Annotated in this window: 13 protein-coding genes and 1 pseudogene; 9 read left to right on the top strand and 5 right to left on the bottom strand. The window is 65.0% G+C overall.

Features of this window, described 5'->3' with window-relative positions:
- Positions 1–244: 244 nt before the first annotated feature.
- From CCR82_RS01235 to CCR82_RS01225, 3 genes are read right to left on the bottom strand one after another with little or no spacing between them, the layout of a single operon-like run.
- The gene (locus CCR82_RS01235; protein ID WP_201243423.1) at positions 245–1,273 is read right to left on the bottom strand and encodes an MlaD family protein; all 1,029 of its coding nucleotides are present in this window, start codon (positions 1,271–1,273) and stop codon (positions 245–247) included.
- Positions 1,270–2,121 (bottom strand): ABC transporter ATP-binding protein, encoded by an 852-nt coding sequence (locus tag CCR82_RS01230; RefSeq protein WP_201243422.1) that lies wholly within the window; start codon positions 2,119–2,121, stop codon positions 1,270–1,272. Before CCR82_RS01230 ends, CCR82_RS01235 begins: the two co-directional genes overlap by 4 nt.
- Positions 2,118–3,362 carry an MlaE family ABC transporter permease gene (locus CCR82_RS01225; protein ID WP_242513161.1) on the bottom strand — a complete coding sequence of 415 codons (1,245 nt, stop codon included), beginning with the start codon at positions 3,360–3,362 and terminating at the stop codon, positions 2,118–2,120. The genes CCR82_RS01230 and CCR82_RS01225 overlap by 4 nt, the downstream gene beginning before the upstream one ends.
- Positions 3,363–3,584: 222 nt before the next feature.
- Here CCR82_RS01225 and CCR82_RS01220 point away from each other — a divergent pair, with 222 nt between their 5' ends.
- From CCR82_RS01220 to CCR82_RS01205, 4 genes are all read left to right on the top strand, one after another.
- Positions 3,585–4,433, top strand: coding sequence for a thiamine pyrophosphate-dependent enzyme (locus CCR82_RS01220; protein ID WP_201243421.1), 849 nt, complete (start codon positions 3,585–3,587; stop codon positions 4,431–4,433).
- A gap of 201 nt (positions 4,434–4,634) precedes the next feature.
- A complete protein-coding gene (locus CCR82_RS01215) occupies positions 4,635–5,204 on the top strand; it encodes a Tll0287-like domain-containing protein (protein ID WP_201243420.1) in 570 nt (189 codons plus the stop codon).
- Between the two features lie 21 nt (positions 5,205–5,225).
- On the top strand, positions 5,226–6,485 hold the full coding sequence (locus tag CCR82_RS01210) for a protoporphyrinogen/coproporphyrinogen oxidase (protein WP_201243419.1): 1,260 nt from the start codon (positions 5,226–5,228) through the stop codon (positions 6,483–6,485).
- Positions 6,486–6,509: 24 nt separating this feature from the next.
- A complete protein-coding gene (locus CCR82_RS01205) occupies positions 6,510–7,067 on the top strand; it encodes a putative 2OG-Fe(II) oxygenase (RefSeq protein ID WP_201243418.1) in 558 nt (185 codons plus the stop codon).
- Here the strand turns inward: CCR82_RS01205 and CCR82_RS01200 are convergent.
- Entirely contained in the window at positions 7,064–7,477 is a 414-nt protein-coding gene (locus CCR82_RS01200; protein ID WP_201243416.1) for a hypothetical protein, read from the bottom strand. The genes CCR82_RS01205 and CCR82_RS01200 overlap by 4 nt on opposite strands.
- Positions 7,478–7,619: 142 nt before the next feature.
- Between CCR82_RS01200 and CCR82_RS01195 the strand changes: the two genes are divergently transcribed.
- The 3 genes from CCR82_RS01195 to CCR82_RS01185 are packed head-to-tail and all read left to right on the top strand — an operon-like array spanning position 7,620 to position 9,380.
- A complete protein-coding gene (locus tag CCR82_RS01195; protein WP_201243414.1) occupies positions 7,620–8,264 on the top strand; it encodes an ankyrin repeat domain-containing protein in 645 nt (214 codons plus the stop codon).
- Positions 8,265–8,318: 54 nt separating this feature from the next.
- The gene (locus tag CCR82_RS01190) at positions 8,319–8,615 is read left to right on the top strand and encodes a hypothetical protein (protein WP_201243412.1); all 297 of its coding nucleotides are present in this window, start codon (positions 8,319–8,321) and stop codon (positions 8,613–8,615) included.
- A gap of 21 nt (positions 8,616–8,636) precedes the next feature.
- Positions 8,637–9,380 carry an SDR family oxidoreductase gene (locus tag CCR82_RS01185; RefSeq protein ID WP_201243410.1) on the top strand — a complete coding sequence of 248 codons (744 nt, stop codon included), beginning with the start codon at positions 8,637–8,639 and terminating at the stop codon, positions 9,378–9,380.
- 13 nt (positions 9,381–9,393) lie between these two features.
- Here CCR82_RS01185 and ppdK read toward each other — a convergent pair whose 3' ends face one another.
- Positions 9,394–12,168 (bottom strand): pyruvate, phosphate dikinase, encoded by a 2,775-nt coding sequence (gene ppdK / locus CCR82_RS01180; protein WP_201243408.1) that lies wholly within the window; start codon positions 12,166–12,168, stop codon positions 9,394–9,396.
- Between the two features lie 187 nt (positions 12,169–12,355).
- Here ppdK and CCR82_RS01175 point away from each other — a divergent pair, with 187 nt between their 5' ends.
- Positions 12,356–15,247, top strand: coding sequence for a valine--tRNA ligase (locus CCR82_RS01175; RefSeq protein ID WP_201243406.1), 2,892 nt, complete (start codon positions 12,356–12,358; stop codon positions 15,245–15,247).
- A gap of 311 nt (positions 15,248–15,558) precedes the next feature.
- Positions 15,559–15,957: pseudogene (locus CCR82_RS01170) on the top strand (ISNCY family transposase); the annotation flags it as partial.

Below are 15,957 nucleotides of genomic sequence, written 5' to 3'. Positions count from 1 at the left end.
GATGGGGGGCGGGGGCGGTGATGGATCGGGTCGAAGGCATCATGGGGGCTCCTGAGTGGATGGTGCCGGGGGCATCTGCTGAACGCAGAGCCGGCTGGCGACTCAGCCTTTGCGAACAAGTGTTGGGGGTGTGGCTTTACGGGCCGATGGCCGCTGGGTTACCAATCGTTAATATGGCCGAATCATGGGCTGGGAAGTGCCGGAATTGGATGAGACGCTGGCAGAGGCGGGCTGAGCACGGCGCTCAGCGCTTGCCCTGCAGCAGTGCCTCGGGATGGCGCTCGAGATAGTCGGCGAGGGTGCGGATCGAGCGCGCGGCCCGGGTGGCGGTGGCCAGGAGTTGATCGAGTTCGTAGCGTGTCGACGAGCCCTCGGCGGTGAGTTGGCTGATTGAGCGCATCGCCTGCGCTGCCTCATCCAAGGCCTGTTGGGCCGAGCCGGCAAGGGGCTCCACCTCCGACTCCAGGCGCCGCGCGAGGCGGTTCAGCGTCTGTCCGGCCTGGGTCAGTTCCTGCAGCACCGGAGCGACCTCCTCGCGCAGTGTCGCGGCGAGCTGCTCGTACTCACCGAGGGTGGCCTCGGCGCGCTCGCTGAGCGGGGTGATGTGCTGGTCGATGCGCGTGATGAAAGAGGCGAGCCCGGTCAACACCCGATCGAGGTTGGTCAGCACCGAGTGGGTCTCGTCGGCATTGACCAAGCGGTTGACCGCCTCGAGGGTGTCCGAGGCGGTTTCCACGAGCTGATCGAGGTGCAGGTTCTCGAGCATCTCCTGGACCTGATCGCGCGTGGCCGCGATCGCCGGCACGCGGATGGCTCCATCAGGGCTCGGCGCGTCGTCGCGCCTCGGCAGCGTTGGATTCAGGCTCAGGCTGACCAGATACTGACCGGTGACGAAGCTCACCGATTCGAGCTGCGCGCGCAAGCCACGCTCATCGACCAGGCGCTGCACCAACTCAGCCGGCGCGGTTCCCTCGAGATCACCCATGACATGGATATTCTTGGGCCAGATCTCATAGCGTACCGGGATGCGGAAGCTGTCGCGATCGGCGAGGTAGTCGAGGCCGATCTCGACCACTTGCCCGATCGGCACGCCCTGAAACTGGACCTCGGCACCGACGCTCAGCCCCTGGACCGAGCCTGGGAAATAGGTGACCAGGTAGAGGCGATCGCGCAACCAGGCGCCGCTGGTGAAGACCAGGATGCCGATGACCACGAGCACGACCGCGCCGAGCACGAAGCCGCCGATGATGGTGGGATTGGCCTCGCGGCTCATGCCTCCCCCCGGCGCAGGAAGGCGCGGACCTCGGCGATCTCGCTGTGATCGCGCAGGTGCTTGGGATTGCCGGTGGTGAGCATGGTGCGGGTCTCGGCGTCGAGGAACACGGCGTCGTCGCCGATCAGAAAGATGCTGTCGAGGTCATGGGTGATCACCACCATGGTGGTTCCCAGGCTGTCGCGCAACTCGAGGATGAGGTCATCGAGCCGGCGCGCCGAGAGGGGGTCGAGACCCGCCGAGGGCTCGTCGAAGAAAAGGATATCGGGGTCTAGCGCCATCGCGCGCGCGACACCGACGCGCTTGCGCATGCCCCCGCTGATCTGACCGGGATAATAGCCGCCGAAGCCGGCCAAGCCGACCAGGGCCAGTTTGTACTCGGCCAGCTCGCCGATCTGCTGCCGCGACAGCCGCGTGTACTGCTCGAGCGGCAACGTGATGTTCTCCTCGAGCGTCATCGAACTCCAGAGCGCACCGCTCTGATACATGACCCCAACCCCGCGCAAAATTTGGGTCCGGGCCGCCTCCGAGACCTCCCAGAGGCTCTGATCCTGGAGTAACACCCGCCCCTGTCGCGGCGCCAGCAAACCGGTGAGCGCCCGCATCACCGTGCTCTTGCCGCAGCCGCTACCGCCCATGATGATGAAGACATCGCCACGGCGGATGGCGAAGCTGAGCCCCTGCTGAATGGTGTCGCTGTCATAGCCGAGGGCGACCTTCTCGAGCCGGATCGCGACGTCTTTGGACTGCTGATCGCTCGCGGGAACGGGCGTTTGGGCGTGCTCGCGCGGCTCGGCCTGGGTGTCGCCGCGCCGCGCGCGGGTCTCCGAAGTGACCGCAGCGCTCATGCGGAGAGTCCGATGGCATCAAAGATCACCGTCAGTATCGCGGCGGCGATGACGATGAAAACGATGGCGGTGACCACCGCCGAGGTCGTGGCCTCGCCGACGGCCGCCGCGCTGCGTCCGCATTGCATCCCGCGCAAGCAGCCGGAAGCGGCCACGATGGCGCCATACACAGTGGCGCTGATCAGCCCCTGGATGATGTGGTTCCAGCCGATCGCGGCCTGAGTCTGGACCAGGTAGGCGGTAAGAGTGACGCCGCCCACGACGGTGCCGACGAAGGCGCCGCCGAGGATGCCGAGGAGGTCAGCGTAGAGGGTCAGCAGCGGGGTCATCAGGATCAGCGCGACCATGCGCGGCAGCACTAGGAACTCCATCGGCGGGATGCCGAAGGTGCGCAAGGCATCAACCTCTTCATTGACCTGCATGGTGCCGATGCGCGCGGCGAAAGCGGCCCCGGTGCGTCCGGCGAGCACAATGCCGGTGATCAGCGCGCCCATCTGGATCACGGTCGCGAGCCCGACTAGATCGGCGACATAGATGCGGACGCCAAATCGAGCGAGCTGCTGATCGCCGATGTAACCCAAGATCATGCCGACCAGGAAACTGACCAGGCTGACAATGGGCAGGGCATCAGCGCCCGACTCCTGGAGGATGACCCAGAGTTCGGACTTGCGATAACGCGCGCGGCCGGCGACGAAATGGCGCACGGCGATCGCGCCTTCGCCAAAGAAGGTAATGATCTCGCCGGTGGAGCGCACTAGATCGCCGATATCGAGTCCAATGCGCGCGAGGAAGCTGGGGCCGCGGTCATGTGGATCCTCTTCCGGCGCGGCGGCCAGATTGGCCATCTCGCGCAATCGGCGCAGGCCGTCTGGCAGGGCCTCGGGGTCGCAGTCGATGTTGCGCTCCGCGCACAGCCGTTCGACGCCGGCGATGAAGCTGACCAAGGCCGAGTCCCAATCGCTCAGTGCACTGGTATCGAAGCGGAGCCTGAGCGGCTGACTCGTTGCCGTTGCGTCTTCACTGCGGCTGTGATCGTTGCCACCAGGGCCGGCGCCCTCGATGGGCGCGGCGCGATCGAGCAGGGCGCTGAACTCAGCACGCGGCGGGATGCGCTGATCGAGCCGCCAGCGCCCGGCGAGCCTGAGGACGAAGTCGCTATCAGCGCCTTGGTCGAGCGCCATCGAGGGAGCTGATTCCGGCGCCGGCGTATGGTCGTCGATCGCGGTTGGTGCAGGTGGCATCCGGTGTCGAGAGGCTGGCTTAGATTGATAAGCCGTCAGGTTGGCTGATCAAGGAAGGACTCCTAAAATTCAGTGTACCTACTCAAGCCTTCCAAATCGAGCTAAGCTGATTACCTGAAGCGCCACCGCCCCAGGTAAGCCAAACTTGGCTGCGTGAGTTATGTATTGTTCGACGTACACGGCAGCCTGGAGCGACCATCAGCTCGGCGAGGAGGCCTGCCAATGAACTATCCCCGTAGCGCCGATATCCCGAGTCTGCGCGCCCGTGATTACCAATCCAGCATCAAGCCGATCTGGTGCCCCGGCTGCGGCCATTTCGGCGTGCTCGCGGCGTTGACCAAGGCCCTCGCCTACCTGGAGCGCCCAACCCACGAGATCGCGGTGGTCTCCGGGATCGGCTGCTCAGCACGCCTGCCCGCCTATCTCGATTGCTATGGCTTGCATGGGCTGCATGGTCGCGCCTTGCCCGTGGCCAGTGGACTCAAGCTCGCGCGCCCCGATCTGTGCGTGATCGCCGCGGGCGGTGATGGCGACGGTTTTTCGATCGGCGGCAACCATTTCTTGCACGCCTGCCGCCGTGATCTGGATCTTTGCTATCTGGTGATGGATAACGCCGTCTATGGCATGACCAAGGGCCAGGCCTCACCCACCACGGCTGCGGATTGGACGCAAAGCGCCCTGACGCCGCAGGGCACCGGCATGCCGCCCTTTCAGCCCGCCGCCATTGCCCTGGCCGCAGGCGCGCGCTTCGTCGCGCGTGGATTCAGCGGTGATCCGCAGGGGCTCAGCGAGTTGATCGTGCGCGCCATCCAGCATCCGGGCTTTGCCTTCGTGCACATCCTCAGTCCGTGTCGAACCTATCGCCCCGAGGATCTCTCGGACTGGAAGCAGGCGATCCATCCCAGCGCCAGCGGCTCCATGCACAGCCTGGCCGATGCCACGACCCTGGTCTTGCAAGACGATGGCTTCACGCTCGGCGTGCTCTATGAGGCCGGCACGGCGCGCGCGACCCAGGCGCCGGCACCAGCGCCGATCGGGCTGGCGCAGATCGAGGCGGAGCTGCAGCCATGAGCCCCGGGCAGGCCCAGCTGAGCGCCCTCCAGCCGAGCGCCCTCGAGCCTCGGCGCCCGCGCATCGGCGCGTGCGTTGCGCTTTCCCATCGCGGCGCGGCCCGCTCATCGGACATAGTCTCTGCGTGTGCGCGGTTGGATACCGGCCATGTCGGCCCGATATCGCCAGCGCTTTTCAAGGACTCTCTAGGAGACAGTACCCATGCGTAAGATGACACGACTCTCGGTGACGACACTCCTGCTCGCAGTGCCTGCCCTCGGTCTCGCCGAGACCACGGCCGGCGCCAGCGACGAAGCCCGCGCGCTGATCCAACAGTTCGCCTCGACCTTGCAGTCGGAGCTGGTCAGCGCGATGAAGGCCGGTGGCCCGACGAATGCCGTCGAAGTCTGCCAGGACAAGGCACCGGCGATCGCCCGCACCCTCTCGCAGACCTCGGAGTGGGAGATCGGCCGCACCAGCCTCAAGACGCGCAACCCCGATAACGCGCCCGACGCTTGGGAGACACGCATCCTCGAGCAGTTCGAGTCGCTCAAGGCCGCTGGCAACGAGGTCGCCGGGATGAGCTACGCCGCAGTCCTTGAGAACGACGGGCAAAAGGTCTATCGCTACATGCAGGCGATTCCGACCCAGGAGGTCTGCCTGACCTGCCACGGCAGCGACCTCGATCCAGCATTGGCGCAAACCCTCGATGAGGCCTACCCCGAGGATCAGGCGCGCGGCTACTCGGCGGGCGACATCCGCGGCGCCTTCACCCTCACCAAGCCGCTCTAAACGCAGCGGGAGCCCTCACCCATGGCCGACCATACCCATCTCGTCATCGGTGGCGGTATCAGCGGACTCAGCGCCGCGCATTACGCGCTGCAGGCCGGTGTCGACACCCTCTTGCTCGAAGCCAGCGACCGCCCGGGTGGCTGCATCCACAGCAGCCACTTCCAGGCGCTCGACGACTTCTGGGTCGAGGCCGGCGGGCACACCTGCTTCAACAGCTACGGTCATCTGCTCGGCATCATGGAGCAGCTCGACCTGTTGAAGCTGACCCTGGCCAAGGAGAAGCGCAGCTACAAGCTCTGGCGCAAGGGCGAGCGGCGCGGCATCCTCTCGGCGCTGCATCCCTTCGAGCTGCTGATCTCGCTGCCCAGCCTGTTCCGCATCGAGAAGGCCGGCAAGACGGTGTCCGAGTACTACGGTCAGGTCATGGGCCGCAAGAATTATCGTGATCTGCTCGGCCCGGCCCTGCGCTCGGTGGTCTGTCAGGAGGCCGATGACTTTCCCGCCGAGGCGATGTTCCGCAAGAAGCCGCGCCGCAAGGATGTGCTGCGTGCCTTCACCCTGCCCGGCGGCCTCGCCGATATTCCGCGCGCGATCGCCGCGCAGCCGGGCTTCAACGCCCAATTCGGCACCCAGGTCACGCGCATCAGCGCCCAGGGCGAGGGCTTCGAGGTCGACTGCCAGGATGGCACCCGCCACCACTGCGAGCGCCTGACCCTGGCCGTGCCGCCGGATACCGCCCGCGCCCTGCTCGGCGAGGTCGCGCCAGCGGCCGCGAGCGCGATCCAGGACATGGGCATCGCTCACATCGACACCCTGGTGCTGGCCTTCGAGCGTTCCAGTCTCAGCGTCGAGGAGATCGCCGGGCTGATCAGCATCGATGGCGGCTTCCTCTCGGCGGTGTCGCGCGACTTCCTGCCGGACGAGCGCTATCGCGGCTTCGCCTTCCATTTCCCGGGCGATACGCTCAGCGAGGCGGAGCGCGAGCAGGTCGCCTGCCAGGCCCTCGATGCCCGCGTCGCCGACATCCGCGCCAAGGCCCATGTCCGCAACCAGTTGCCCGCCCTGCGCGCCGATCACATGACGCGTATCCAAGCGCTGGACACGGCGCTCGCGGGCGGATCGATTGCGGTGACCGGCAATTGGTTCCTCGGCGTCTCGATCGAGGATTGCGTGACCCGCACCCGCAGCGAGCACGAACGGCTCTTTGGCGCTCTGGGCGACAACGCTTCCGGCGATGGTGCTCCGGGTGACGCACTGGGCGGCGGCGCGAGCAACCGCTGACCGAGAGCGAGCACCGCCCGCGTCATGCTCACGCGCGCCAATCGCCCCATCCTTGCCTGCCAGCATCCCCGCGCCGAGGCCATCAATGATGCCCTCGCGCGGGCCTTCTCCCGACTCGGCGATGAGGATTTCGAACGCCGCTCGCATTTCATCGATGGGCGTTTCGAGAATCTTTACCTCGAGGCCGCGCAGTTGCCCGGTGTCGACGCCATCCTCGCCTTCGCCCTGGAGCAGGCGCGGGTCTGGCTGAGCAGCCCTCAGGCGAGCTGGCTCGAGGAACCGATCGCGGCGGAGCAGCCGCTGCGCGTCGGGTTTTGGATCAATGCCATGCAGCCCGGTCAGGCCACCAGCCGTCACGCGCATGAAGAATGCGATGAATTGCTCTCGGGGGTCTACTACGTCAGCATGCCAGCGGCGGCTGGCGACATCCTCTTCCATGACGGCCCCTTCGAGATCCGACTGCGGCCTTGGCCGGGCCTGCTGCTGTTGTTCGATCCGGCGCTCGAGCACTCGGTCGAGCGCAACTGCAGCGATTCACGGCGACTCTCGATCGCCTTCAACATCGGCCCCAGCCCCGATTAGCGCCGGCGTTCGGTGTCGCGCTCGCGCACGATCAGGCGTTCCATCTCGGCGATCTGGATATGGCGCCCATCGAGGGTGCGAAAGCTGCGACGGTCGATCTCGCTGCGACGCGCCTCATAGTGCTCGGTCTCGCCGGTATAGACGTTGATCACCTGCAGCTGAACGATCGCGCGTGCGTGCTGCCAATCCTGGAACAGATAGAAACCGGTGCCAGCGAGCATCAGCACCACGATCCCATAGGCTGCGAGCTTGACCGCACCACGCGGCATCAGCGGCTCAGCCGCCGAGGCGCGCGATTGCGAGGCCGCGCGCAGCCGCAGCGGCGCCTCGCCCTCGGCACGCCAACGCTTGCGCACCACGAGCCAAGCCACCAGGATCACTGTGGCGGTCAACAGGAGTTTTGTGAACATGATCCGAGTACGCTACCACGAGCATCGCCCCAGGACCATGGCCAAGCACGCCAGGCCGCGGCCTTGTCTGGCGACACCGGCAGGGCTTACCATCCGCCGCTCGAGCGCGCCGCCCCGCCGTCCGCCACCAAGAGCCGTGCCTGTGTTTCCCGTCCTGGTCATCGTCCTGGCGAGCCTTGGGCTGCTGGTCGGCTGTGATGAGCCACCGCAGCCGAGCGTCAATCTGTATCGGGCCGTTCACAGCGGCGATCTGGATCAGATCAAACGGCATCTGTTCTGGCAGACCGATATCGACCAGCCCGGCCCCGATGGCGACTATCCCCTGCATGTGGCCGTCAGTCAGGGGCGGGTCGCCATCGCGCGCCTGTTGCTCGAACAGGGCGCGCAACGCGATGTACGCGACGCGCACGGCCGCACCCCCTTGCATGTCGCGCTCGCGAACGGCAAGGTTCAGGCGGCTCAGTTGTTGCTGCAAGAAGGGGCCGATGACGACCTGCAAGCGCTCTTGTTCGCGCTTGCCGAGGAGCAGGCGCTCGATCCCGATACCATCGAGCTGCTGAGCGCCCGTGACGTCGATCTCAACGCGACCAACTCGCAAGGCCGGACCCCGCTGCATCTGGCGGTCGCGGCTGATGATGTGAAACTGGCGAAACAGTTGATCAACGCGGGCGCCGAGGTCAATCGCACCGACCGCCATGGCATGAGCGCACTCGAGATCGCCCACGAGCAGGATCAGCCCACCATGATCACCTTGCTCGAGCAATATGGTGCCGAACGCGCACGCTGACCCGCAACGCAACCCGGACACCGACGACAACCATGAGATGACAAGGAGCCCTGCATGACTGAAAAGGTCGACGATCTGACCATCACCTATACCGAAGGAGACATCGAGACCACCAAGGAACTCGATAAGGTCATCCTCTCCAAGGGCAGCTGGGCCACGGTGCTCTATCGCTACCAAGACTGGGATCGGGCCAAGGAGGCCTACGGACAGGAGCGCTATACCATCCGGCGCTACCAGAAACGTGGTGGTGAGTATCGGCAACAATCGAAGTTCAATATCTCGAGTCGGGCCCAGGCCCAGGCACTGGTCGATGCGCTCCAGGGCTGGCTCGCCGACGACGCGCCGAACTGAGTCCAAACGAGGAGACAATCGATGAGCGATCCTACCCATCAAGTGGCGGTGATCACCGGCGCCAGTCGCGGCCTCGGTGCGGGCCTCGCGGAACGCTTCCTCGAGCGCGGCTTGCGAGTCGCGGCCTGTGCCCGCGCGCAGCCGGCGCTCGCGGGCGATGCCGAGCGGCGGCTGAGCATGGCCGCTGATGTCACCGACAGCGCAGCCATGGCGCGGCTCTGCGAGGCGGCGGTCGAGCGTTTCGGGCGCATCGATCTGTGGATCAACAATGCCGGGTTGCTCGCGCCGATCGGCCCGTTACGCGACAACGATCCGGCCGAATTCGCACGCCATATCGAGGTCAATGTCGTCGGCGTGTTCAACGGCAGCCAGGCCTTCATCCGCCACCTGCAGGCGCGGGGTGGTGAGGGCGTGCTGCTGAACATCAGCTCGGGCGCGGCGCGCAGCGCCTATGCGGGCTGGTCCGCTTACTGTGCCGGCAAGGCGGCGGTGGATCGGATGAGCGAGTCGATCGCGCTCGAGGAGGCCGACAGCGGGCTGCGCGTGCATGCCGTCGCGCCTGGCATCATCGACACCGACATGCAGGCGATGATCCGCGACTGCACGCCGGAGCAGTTCCCGCGCGTGCAGAAATTCCTCGATCTCAAGGCCAAGGAGGGCTTCAGCTCGCCGGCCTTCGTCGCTGATCGCCTGCTCGAGTTGGCGTTCGGCCCCCGTGGGGCCGAACAGCCGGTAGCGGTGAGCTTGCCGCTGGAAAAGGGCTGAGGCGCAGCGCCCGCTACTGCGCCCGATGCTTCAGCGCCGCCTGCGCGGCGGCGAGCCGCGCGACTGGCACCCGCGGACCCGAGCAACTGACATAGTCCAGCCCGGCCTGGTCGCAGAACGCAATCGAGGCGGGATGACCGCCATGCTCGCCGCAGATGCCCACGTGCAGATCCTTGCGCGCGCCTCGGCCCCAGTCCACGGCCAACTGCATCAGTTTGCCGACGCCCTTCTCATCGAGCACCTCGAACGGATTGTCGTTCAACACATCGGACTGGTTGTAGAGCGGTAGGAACTTGTTCTCGGCATCCTCGCGCGAGAACGAGAACACCGCCTGAGTCAGGTCGTTGGTGCCGAACGAGAAGAACTCGGCCTCCGCGGCCAGGGACTCGGCGCGCATGCAGGCGCGCACCACCTCGATCATGGTGCCGAACTTGAACTTCACCGGCTGACCGTGCTTGGCCTGCACCTCGGCGTGCGCCTCATCGACATAGGCCTTCACGCGCTTGAGTTCCTGCACGGTGCAGACCTGCGGCACCTTGATCTGCGGCTGGATGTCGATGCCAGCCTGGGCGCACTCGGCGGCGGCCTCGAGGATCGCGCGCACCTGCATCTTGTAGATCTCCGGGAAGGAGATGCCAAGGCGCACGCCGCGATGGCCAAGCATCGGGTTGGTCTCGTGCAGGGCACGCACCTTCTTGAGCATCGCCTCTTTCTTGGCAATCGCCTCCTCGACCATCATCGGGTCCATCACCCGGCGCACCGCATCGAAATCATCACGCGCCTTCTCCGGCGTATGCAGCAGGCCCATGGAGCCAGCCAAGGCCGTCATGCCGCGGGTCGCCCCAGCCAGCGCGCGCAGATCGGCAAGGTCTTGCTCAAGCTGATGCTCATCGGGCAGGAACTCGTGGATCGGTGGATCGAGCAAGCGAATGGTGACTGGATTCGGCGTCATCACCTCGAACAGTTCGCGGAAGTCCTGCCGCTGCAGGGGCAACAGGGCCTCTAGGGCCGCGTCGCGCTGCTCAACCGTCTCGGCGACGATCATCTCGATCACCAGCGGCAAACGGTCGGTGGCGTTGAACATGCGTTCAGTGCGTGCCAGGCCAATGCCGACCGCGCCGTACTTGCGCGCGTTACGGGCATCTTCCGGCGTATCGGCATTCGCCATCACCTTCAGTCGCGCGACCTCATCGGCCCATTGCAGCAGGGTCGAGAGCTCGTGGGTGAACTCCGGCTCGACGGTGGGGATCTCACCAAGATACACGCGCCCGGAGGAGCCATCGATGGTGATGGTGTCACCCTCTTTGAAGCTGGTGGCGCCGACCATCGCCTCGCGCCGGCCAACATCGACACTGATGCCCTCGGCGCCCGCGACACAGGATTTACCCATGCCGCGCGCGACCACCGCCGCGTGCGAGGTCTTACCACCGCGCGCGGTCAGGATGCCCTCGGAGGCGAAAAAGCCATGGATATCCTCGGGCTTGGTCTCTTCACGCACCAGGATAACCTTCTGCCCCTGATCATGGCCGAGCTGGTGAGCACGATCGGCATCAAAGACCGCAATACCCGCGGCCGCGCCCGGCGAGGCGGGAAGGCCTTGAGCGACCGGCTCGATCCGAGAGCTTGGGTCCAGGCGCGGGAACAGCATCTGTTCAAGGCTGAGCGGGTCGATACGCTGCAGCGCCTGTTCCTTGCTGATCAGTCCCTCTTGCTCCATCTCCACCGAGGTGCGCACCATGCCGTGGGCATTCATCTTGCCGTTACGCGTTTGCAAGCAGTAGAGCACGCCGCGCTCGATGGTGAACTCGAAGTCTTGTACTTCGCGGTAGTGGCTCTCGAGCTTCTCGCGCAGGGTCGCCAGCTCCTCGGCCATCTGTGGCATCTCGACCTTGAGCCGATCGAGCGGCTTGGGCGTGCGGATACCCGCGACTACATCCTCGCCCTGGGCATTGATCAGGTATTCGCCATAGAGGGCGTTCTCGCCGGTGCCCGGATTGCGAGTGAAGCCAACGCCGGTGGCGGAGTCGTTGCCCCGGTTGCCGAAGACCATGGTGCAGATGTTCACCGCCGTGCCATTGGCCATCTCCGGGGTGATGTGGAACTGCTGGCGATAATCGACCGCGCGTCGGCCCATCCAGCTGTTGAAGACCGCCTTGACCGCGATCTCGAGCTGGACCATCGGGTCCGAGGGGAAGGGCTTGCCGGTGTGCTCCTCGACCGCCTTGAGGAAGCGCTCGCTCATCTCCTTGAGGTCGGCTGCGGTCAGATCGATATCCTGCTTGGCGTGTGCGGCCTCTTTGACAGCGTTGAATTCCTTGTCGAAGGCCTCGTCCTCGACACCGAGCGCGACCTTGCCGAAGAGCTGGATGAAACGCCGATAGGAGTCATAGCCAAAGCGATCATCGCCGGTGGCCTTGATCTCGCCGAGCAAGGTCTCTTGGTTGAGGCCGAGGTTGAGGATGGTGTCCATCATGCCCGGCATCGACATCGCCGAGCCGGAGCGCACCGAGACCAGCAAGGGATTGTCCGGGTCACCGAAGCCCTTGCCGGTCTTGCGCTCCAAGGCCGCCATTTGCTCTCGCACCTGATCCATCACGCCGGCCGGCAACTGGTGATCGGGCTGCGCGAGATAGGCCAGGCAGGCATCGGTCGTGATCACGAAGCCGGGCGGCACGTTGAGGCCGATCTGCGTCATCTCGCAGAGGTTGGCGCCCTTGCCGCCCAAGAGTTTCTTGTTCTTACCGTCACCTTCCTCGAAGGCGAATACCCATGTGTTCGACTCGGTCATGCTCTCGGTCCTCGGTCGGGTTATCAATGCTCTCTATTTGATCGAGCCTGGGCGCTGTTGGGAAGTGTCCGAAATCAACTGCTCACCAACCAACGCCGCCAAGGCGTTTATACTGCGCCGTCGCCATCGAGGACGCGCAGACTTCGACACCGTATCAGCGCCGAGCAAGACGCGCAGGATCTCCGCCATGTTGGACAAGACCTACGATCCCCAAACCATCGAAACCGCCTGGTACCAGCACTGGGAGCAGGCCGGCTGGTTTGCCCCCGCCTTCGGTGCCGATCAGGGCCAAGATGCTGTCGCGCCCCCGTTCTGCATCATGATCCCGCCGCCCAACGTGACCGGTAGCCTACACATGGGCCACGGCTTCAACAACGCGATCATGGACGCGCTGGTGCGCTACCACCGCATGCGCGGCGAACCGACCCTCTGGCAGCCGGGCACCGACCACGCCGGCATCGCCACCCAAATGGTGGTCGAGCGCCGGCTCGAGGCCGAGGGGCAGACCCGCCACGATCTCGGTCGCGAGGCCTTCATCGAGCGCATCTGGCAATGGAAAACCGAATCCGGCGGCACCATCACCCAGCAGCTGCGCCGGCTCGGCTCCTCGCTCGACTGGCAGCACGAGCGCTTCACCATGGACGCGGGGCTCTCCAACGCCGTGCGCGAAGTCTTCGTGCGGCTGTTCGAAGAAGGACTGATCTACCGGGGCAAACGCCTGGTGAACTGGGATCCGGTGCTGCACACCGCGATCTCGGATCTCGAGGTCATCGCCGAGGAAGAAGCCGGCCACATGTGGGATCTCAAGTACCCGCTGAGCAACGGCACCGGCGCGATGATCGTCTCCACCACCCGCCCGGAGACGATGCTCGGCGACTGCGCGGTGGCGGTGAACCCGGACGATGAGCGCTACAAGCACCTGATCGGCGAGACCGTCGAACTGCCGCTCACCGGCCGGCGCATCCCGATCATCGCCGATGAGCACGCCGACCCTGAACTCGGCACCGGCTGCGTGAAGATCACCCCGGCACATGACTTCAACGACCACGCGGTCTGGCAGCGCCACCGCGACGAGACGCCGATCGCCGATCAGCCCCACGGCGGCCTGATCAACCTCTTCACCATCGATGCCGCGATCCGCGCCAACACGCCGGAGGAAGGCGCGCTGATCCCCAGCGCCTACAGCGGCCTCGATCGCTTCGCGGCGCGCAAGCGCATCCTCGCCGATCTCGAGGCCCAGGGGCTGCTGGTGCAGATGCGCGAGCATCGGCTGATGATCCCACGCGGGGATCGCTCCGGCGCCGTGGTCGAGCCCTATCTGACCGATCAGTGGTACGTGCGCATCGAGCCCTTGGCCAAGCCGGCGATCAAAGCGGTCGAGGACGGTCACATTCGCTTCGTCCCAGACAACTGGAAGAACACCTATTATGAGTGGATGCACAACATCCAGGACTGGTGCATCAGCCGCCAGCTCTGGTGGGGCCATCGCATCCCGGCCTGGTACGACGACGAGGGCAACCTCTACGTCGGCCGCTCCGAGGACGAAGTGCGCGCCAAGCACGGCCTGAGCGACGCCTACCCGCTGCGCCAGGACGAGGACGTGCTCGACACCTGGTTCAGCTCCGCACTCTGGCCCTTTAGTACGCTCGGCTGGCCCGAGCAGACCGATCGGCTCGCTACCTTCTATCCCACCTCGGTGCTGATCACCGGCTTCGATATCATCTTCTTCTGGGTCGCCCGGATGATCATGATGGGGCTCAAATTCATGGGCGACGTGCCCTTCCGCGACGTCTACATCCACGGCCTGGTGCGCGATGCCCAGGGCAACAAGATGTCCAAATCCAAGGGCAACGTGCTCGACCCCATCGATCTGATCGACGGCATCGAGCTGGAGCCACTGGTCGCCAAGCGCACCAAGGGCATGATGCAGCCGCAACTAGCCGAGAAGATCGCTAAGCAGACGCGCAAGGAGTTCCCCGACGGCATCCCCGCCTTCGGCACCGATGCCCTGCGCTTCACCTTCGCCGCGCTCGCCACCACCGGGCGCGACATCAAGCTCGACCTCGGCCGCGTCGAAGGCTATCGCAACTTCTGCAACAAGCTCTGGAATGCCTCGCGCTATGTGTTGATGAACACCGAGGGGGAGGATTGCGGCAACAGCGCTGATCGCACCGGACACACGCTCGAACTGAGCGCGGCAGATCGTTGGATTCTGAGTCGATTGAACAAGACGGTTGGCAGCGTGCGTGAGGCCTTGGATGTCTACCGCTTCGACCTCGCTGCCCAGGCCATCTACGAGTTCACCTGGAGCGAGTTCTGCGACTGGTATCTGGAACTCTCGAAGCCGGTGCTGACCAGTGACACCGCCTCCGGCGCAGCCAAACGCGGCACCCGCTGGACGCTGGTGCAGACCCTGGAGACGCTGCTGCGCCTGGCGCATCCCTTCATGCCGTTCATTACCGAAGAGATTTGGCAGAAGACGCGGTCACTCGCTAGCCGCGTGGCTGCCGTCTCCGATCCGTCGCCGACTGACGATCCAGGCGCAACCATCATGCTTGCGCCCTACCCAGTCACCGACAACGCCCTGGACGCCTCTGAGGCGGAGGCCGAAATCGACTGGGTGCGGCAGTTCATCCTCGGTGTGCGCCGCATCAAGGGCGAGATGAACATTGCGCCCTCGAAAACATTACCGGTGCTGATCGCACATGCAGGAACACGCGATCGTCAGTGGCTCGAGCAGGCACGGCCCTACCTTGATTTCCTCGCGCGCACGGAATCGATTAGCCTACTCGACGATGAGACCGAGGCCCCCGAATCGGCCATAGCCTTGGTTGGCGCCATGAAGATCCTGATCCCGATGGCCGGCCTCATCGATAAGGATGCCGAACTCAAGCGCCTTGACAAAGAGATCACCAAGCTGCGCGCTGATATCGAGCGCATTGAGAACAAGCTCGCCAACCCGAGCTTCGTCGATAAGGCCCCGACGGCCGTGGTGCAGAAAGAGCGCGACCGCGTTGCCGATCAGGGCGCCGCGCTCGCCAATCTCAGCGACCAGCGCGAGCGGATCGCGGCGCTTTGATCGCGCCCGAGTGTTCGCTCGGGAAGCATCAAGCCACCCGCTGCGTCCGCAGCGGCGCTCGATGAACAGACTGTTGCCCGCTTGCGGGTTGGCCATGTGCGTCGCATCCGCGGCCATGGTCGCACGGCTCCCAGCGAGAGGCTGAGAAAGGGTGATTTTGCGCAACCGTTTCCTCGACTGTGGAGAGTTGAATTTTACCACCGCTGGAACATGTCGTGACAAGCGTTGTCCTGACTCAGCAATTCCAAATTTGAAACCCTCATGTTACCAGTAGCTTTTCTGAAAGCGGTTGAAACTTGAGTTGTTAGCCGATGGTTCTCAAGCCCACCCCCACAGCCACACCGACGCCCCCGGTGTTCGCTACCGACCTGATGGCCAGCATCCGCGAAGCCTTGTTTGGACTCCCCGATCACCGCAAGGGCGGCAACAACCAGCGCTACGCCATCGGCGATGCGGCCTTGAGCGCGTTGTCGGTGTTCTTCATGCAAAGCCCGTCGTTTCTCGACTTCCAGGGCCGGATGCAAAAGGAGCGCGGCGCCAACAACGCCAACACCCTGTTCGGGGTCCATCAGATTCCCAGTGATCAGCAGATCCGCAACCTCCTCGATCCCATCGATCCAGAGCAGGTGTTCGCGGTGTTCATTGAGCGCGTTGAGGCGCTGCATGAGCAAGGCGCACTCGCGTCCCATCGCGGCCCGCATGGGGGTCTG

Origin of the sequence: Halochromatium salexigens (assembly GCF_016653295.1) — a bacterium.
GTDB classification, from domain to species: Bacteria; Pseudomonadota; Gammaproteobacteria; order Chromatiales; family Chromatiaceae; genus Lamprobacter; species Lamprobacter salexigens.
This window is presented reverse-complemented; position numbering and strand designations above follow the sequence as displayed.

What these genes read in the sequence shown, in the direction of transcription:
- CCR82_RS01200 (WP_201243416.1), bottom strand. Translation starts at nt 7,477, where the DNA reads ATGTTCACAAAACTCCTGTTGACCGCCACAGTGATCCTGGTGGCTTGG.
- CCR82_RS01210 (WP_201243419.1), top strand. Translation starts at nt 5,226, where the DNA reads ATGGCCGACCATACCCATCTCGTCATCGGTGGCGGTATCAGCGGACTC.
- CCR82_RS01220 (WP_201243421.1), top strand. Translation starts at nt 3,585, where the DNA reads ATGAACTATCCCCGTAGCGCCGATATCCCGAGTCTGCGCGCCCGTGAT.
- ppdK (WP_201243408.1), bottom strand. Translation starts at nt 12,168, where the DNA reads ATGACCGAGTCGAACACATGGGTATTCGCCTTCGAGGAAGGTGACGGT.
- CCR82_RS01185 (WP_201243410.1), top strand. Translation starts at nt 8,637, where the DNA reads ATGAGCGATCCTACCCATCAAGTGGCGGTGATCACCGGCGCCAGTCGC.
- CCR82_RS01175 (WP_201243406.1), top strand. Translation starts at nt 12,356, where the DNA reads ATGTTGGACAAGACCTACGATCCCCAAACCATCGAAACCGCCTGGTAC.
- CCR82_RS01190 (WP_201243412.1), top strand. Translation starts at nt 8,319, where the DNA reads ATGACTGAAAAGGTCGACGATCTGACCATCACCTATACCGAAGGAGAC.
- CCR82_RS01235 (WP_201243423.1), bottom strand. Translation starts at nt 1,273, where the DNA reads ATGAGCCGCGAGGCCAATCCCACCATCATCGGCGGCTTCGTGCTCGGC.
- CCR82_RS01230 (WP_201243422.1), bottom strand. Translation starts at nt 2,121, where the DNA reads ATGAGCGCTGCGGTCACTTCGGAGACCCGCGCGCGGCGCGGCGACACC.
- CCR82_RS01205 (WP_201243418.1), top strand. Translation starts at nt 6,510, where the DNA reads ATGCTCACGCGCGCCAATCGCCCCATCCTTGCCTGCCAGCATCCCCGC.
- CCR82_RS01225 (WP_242513161.1), bottom strand. Translation starts at nt 3,362, where the DNA reads ATGCCACCTGCACCAACCGCGATCGACGACCATACGCCGGCGCCGGAA.
- CCR82_RS01215 (WP_201243420.1), top strand. Translation starts at nt 4,635, where the DNA reads ATGCGTAAGATGACACGACTCTCGGTGACGACACTCCTGCTCGCAGTG.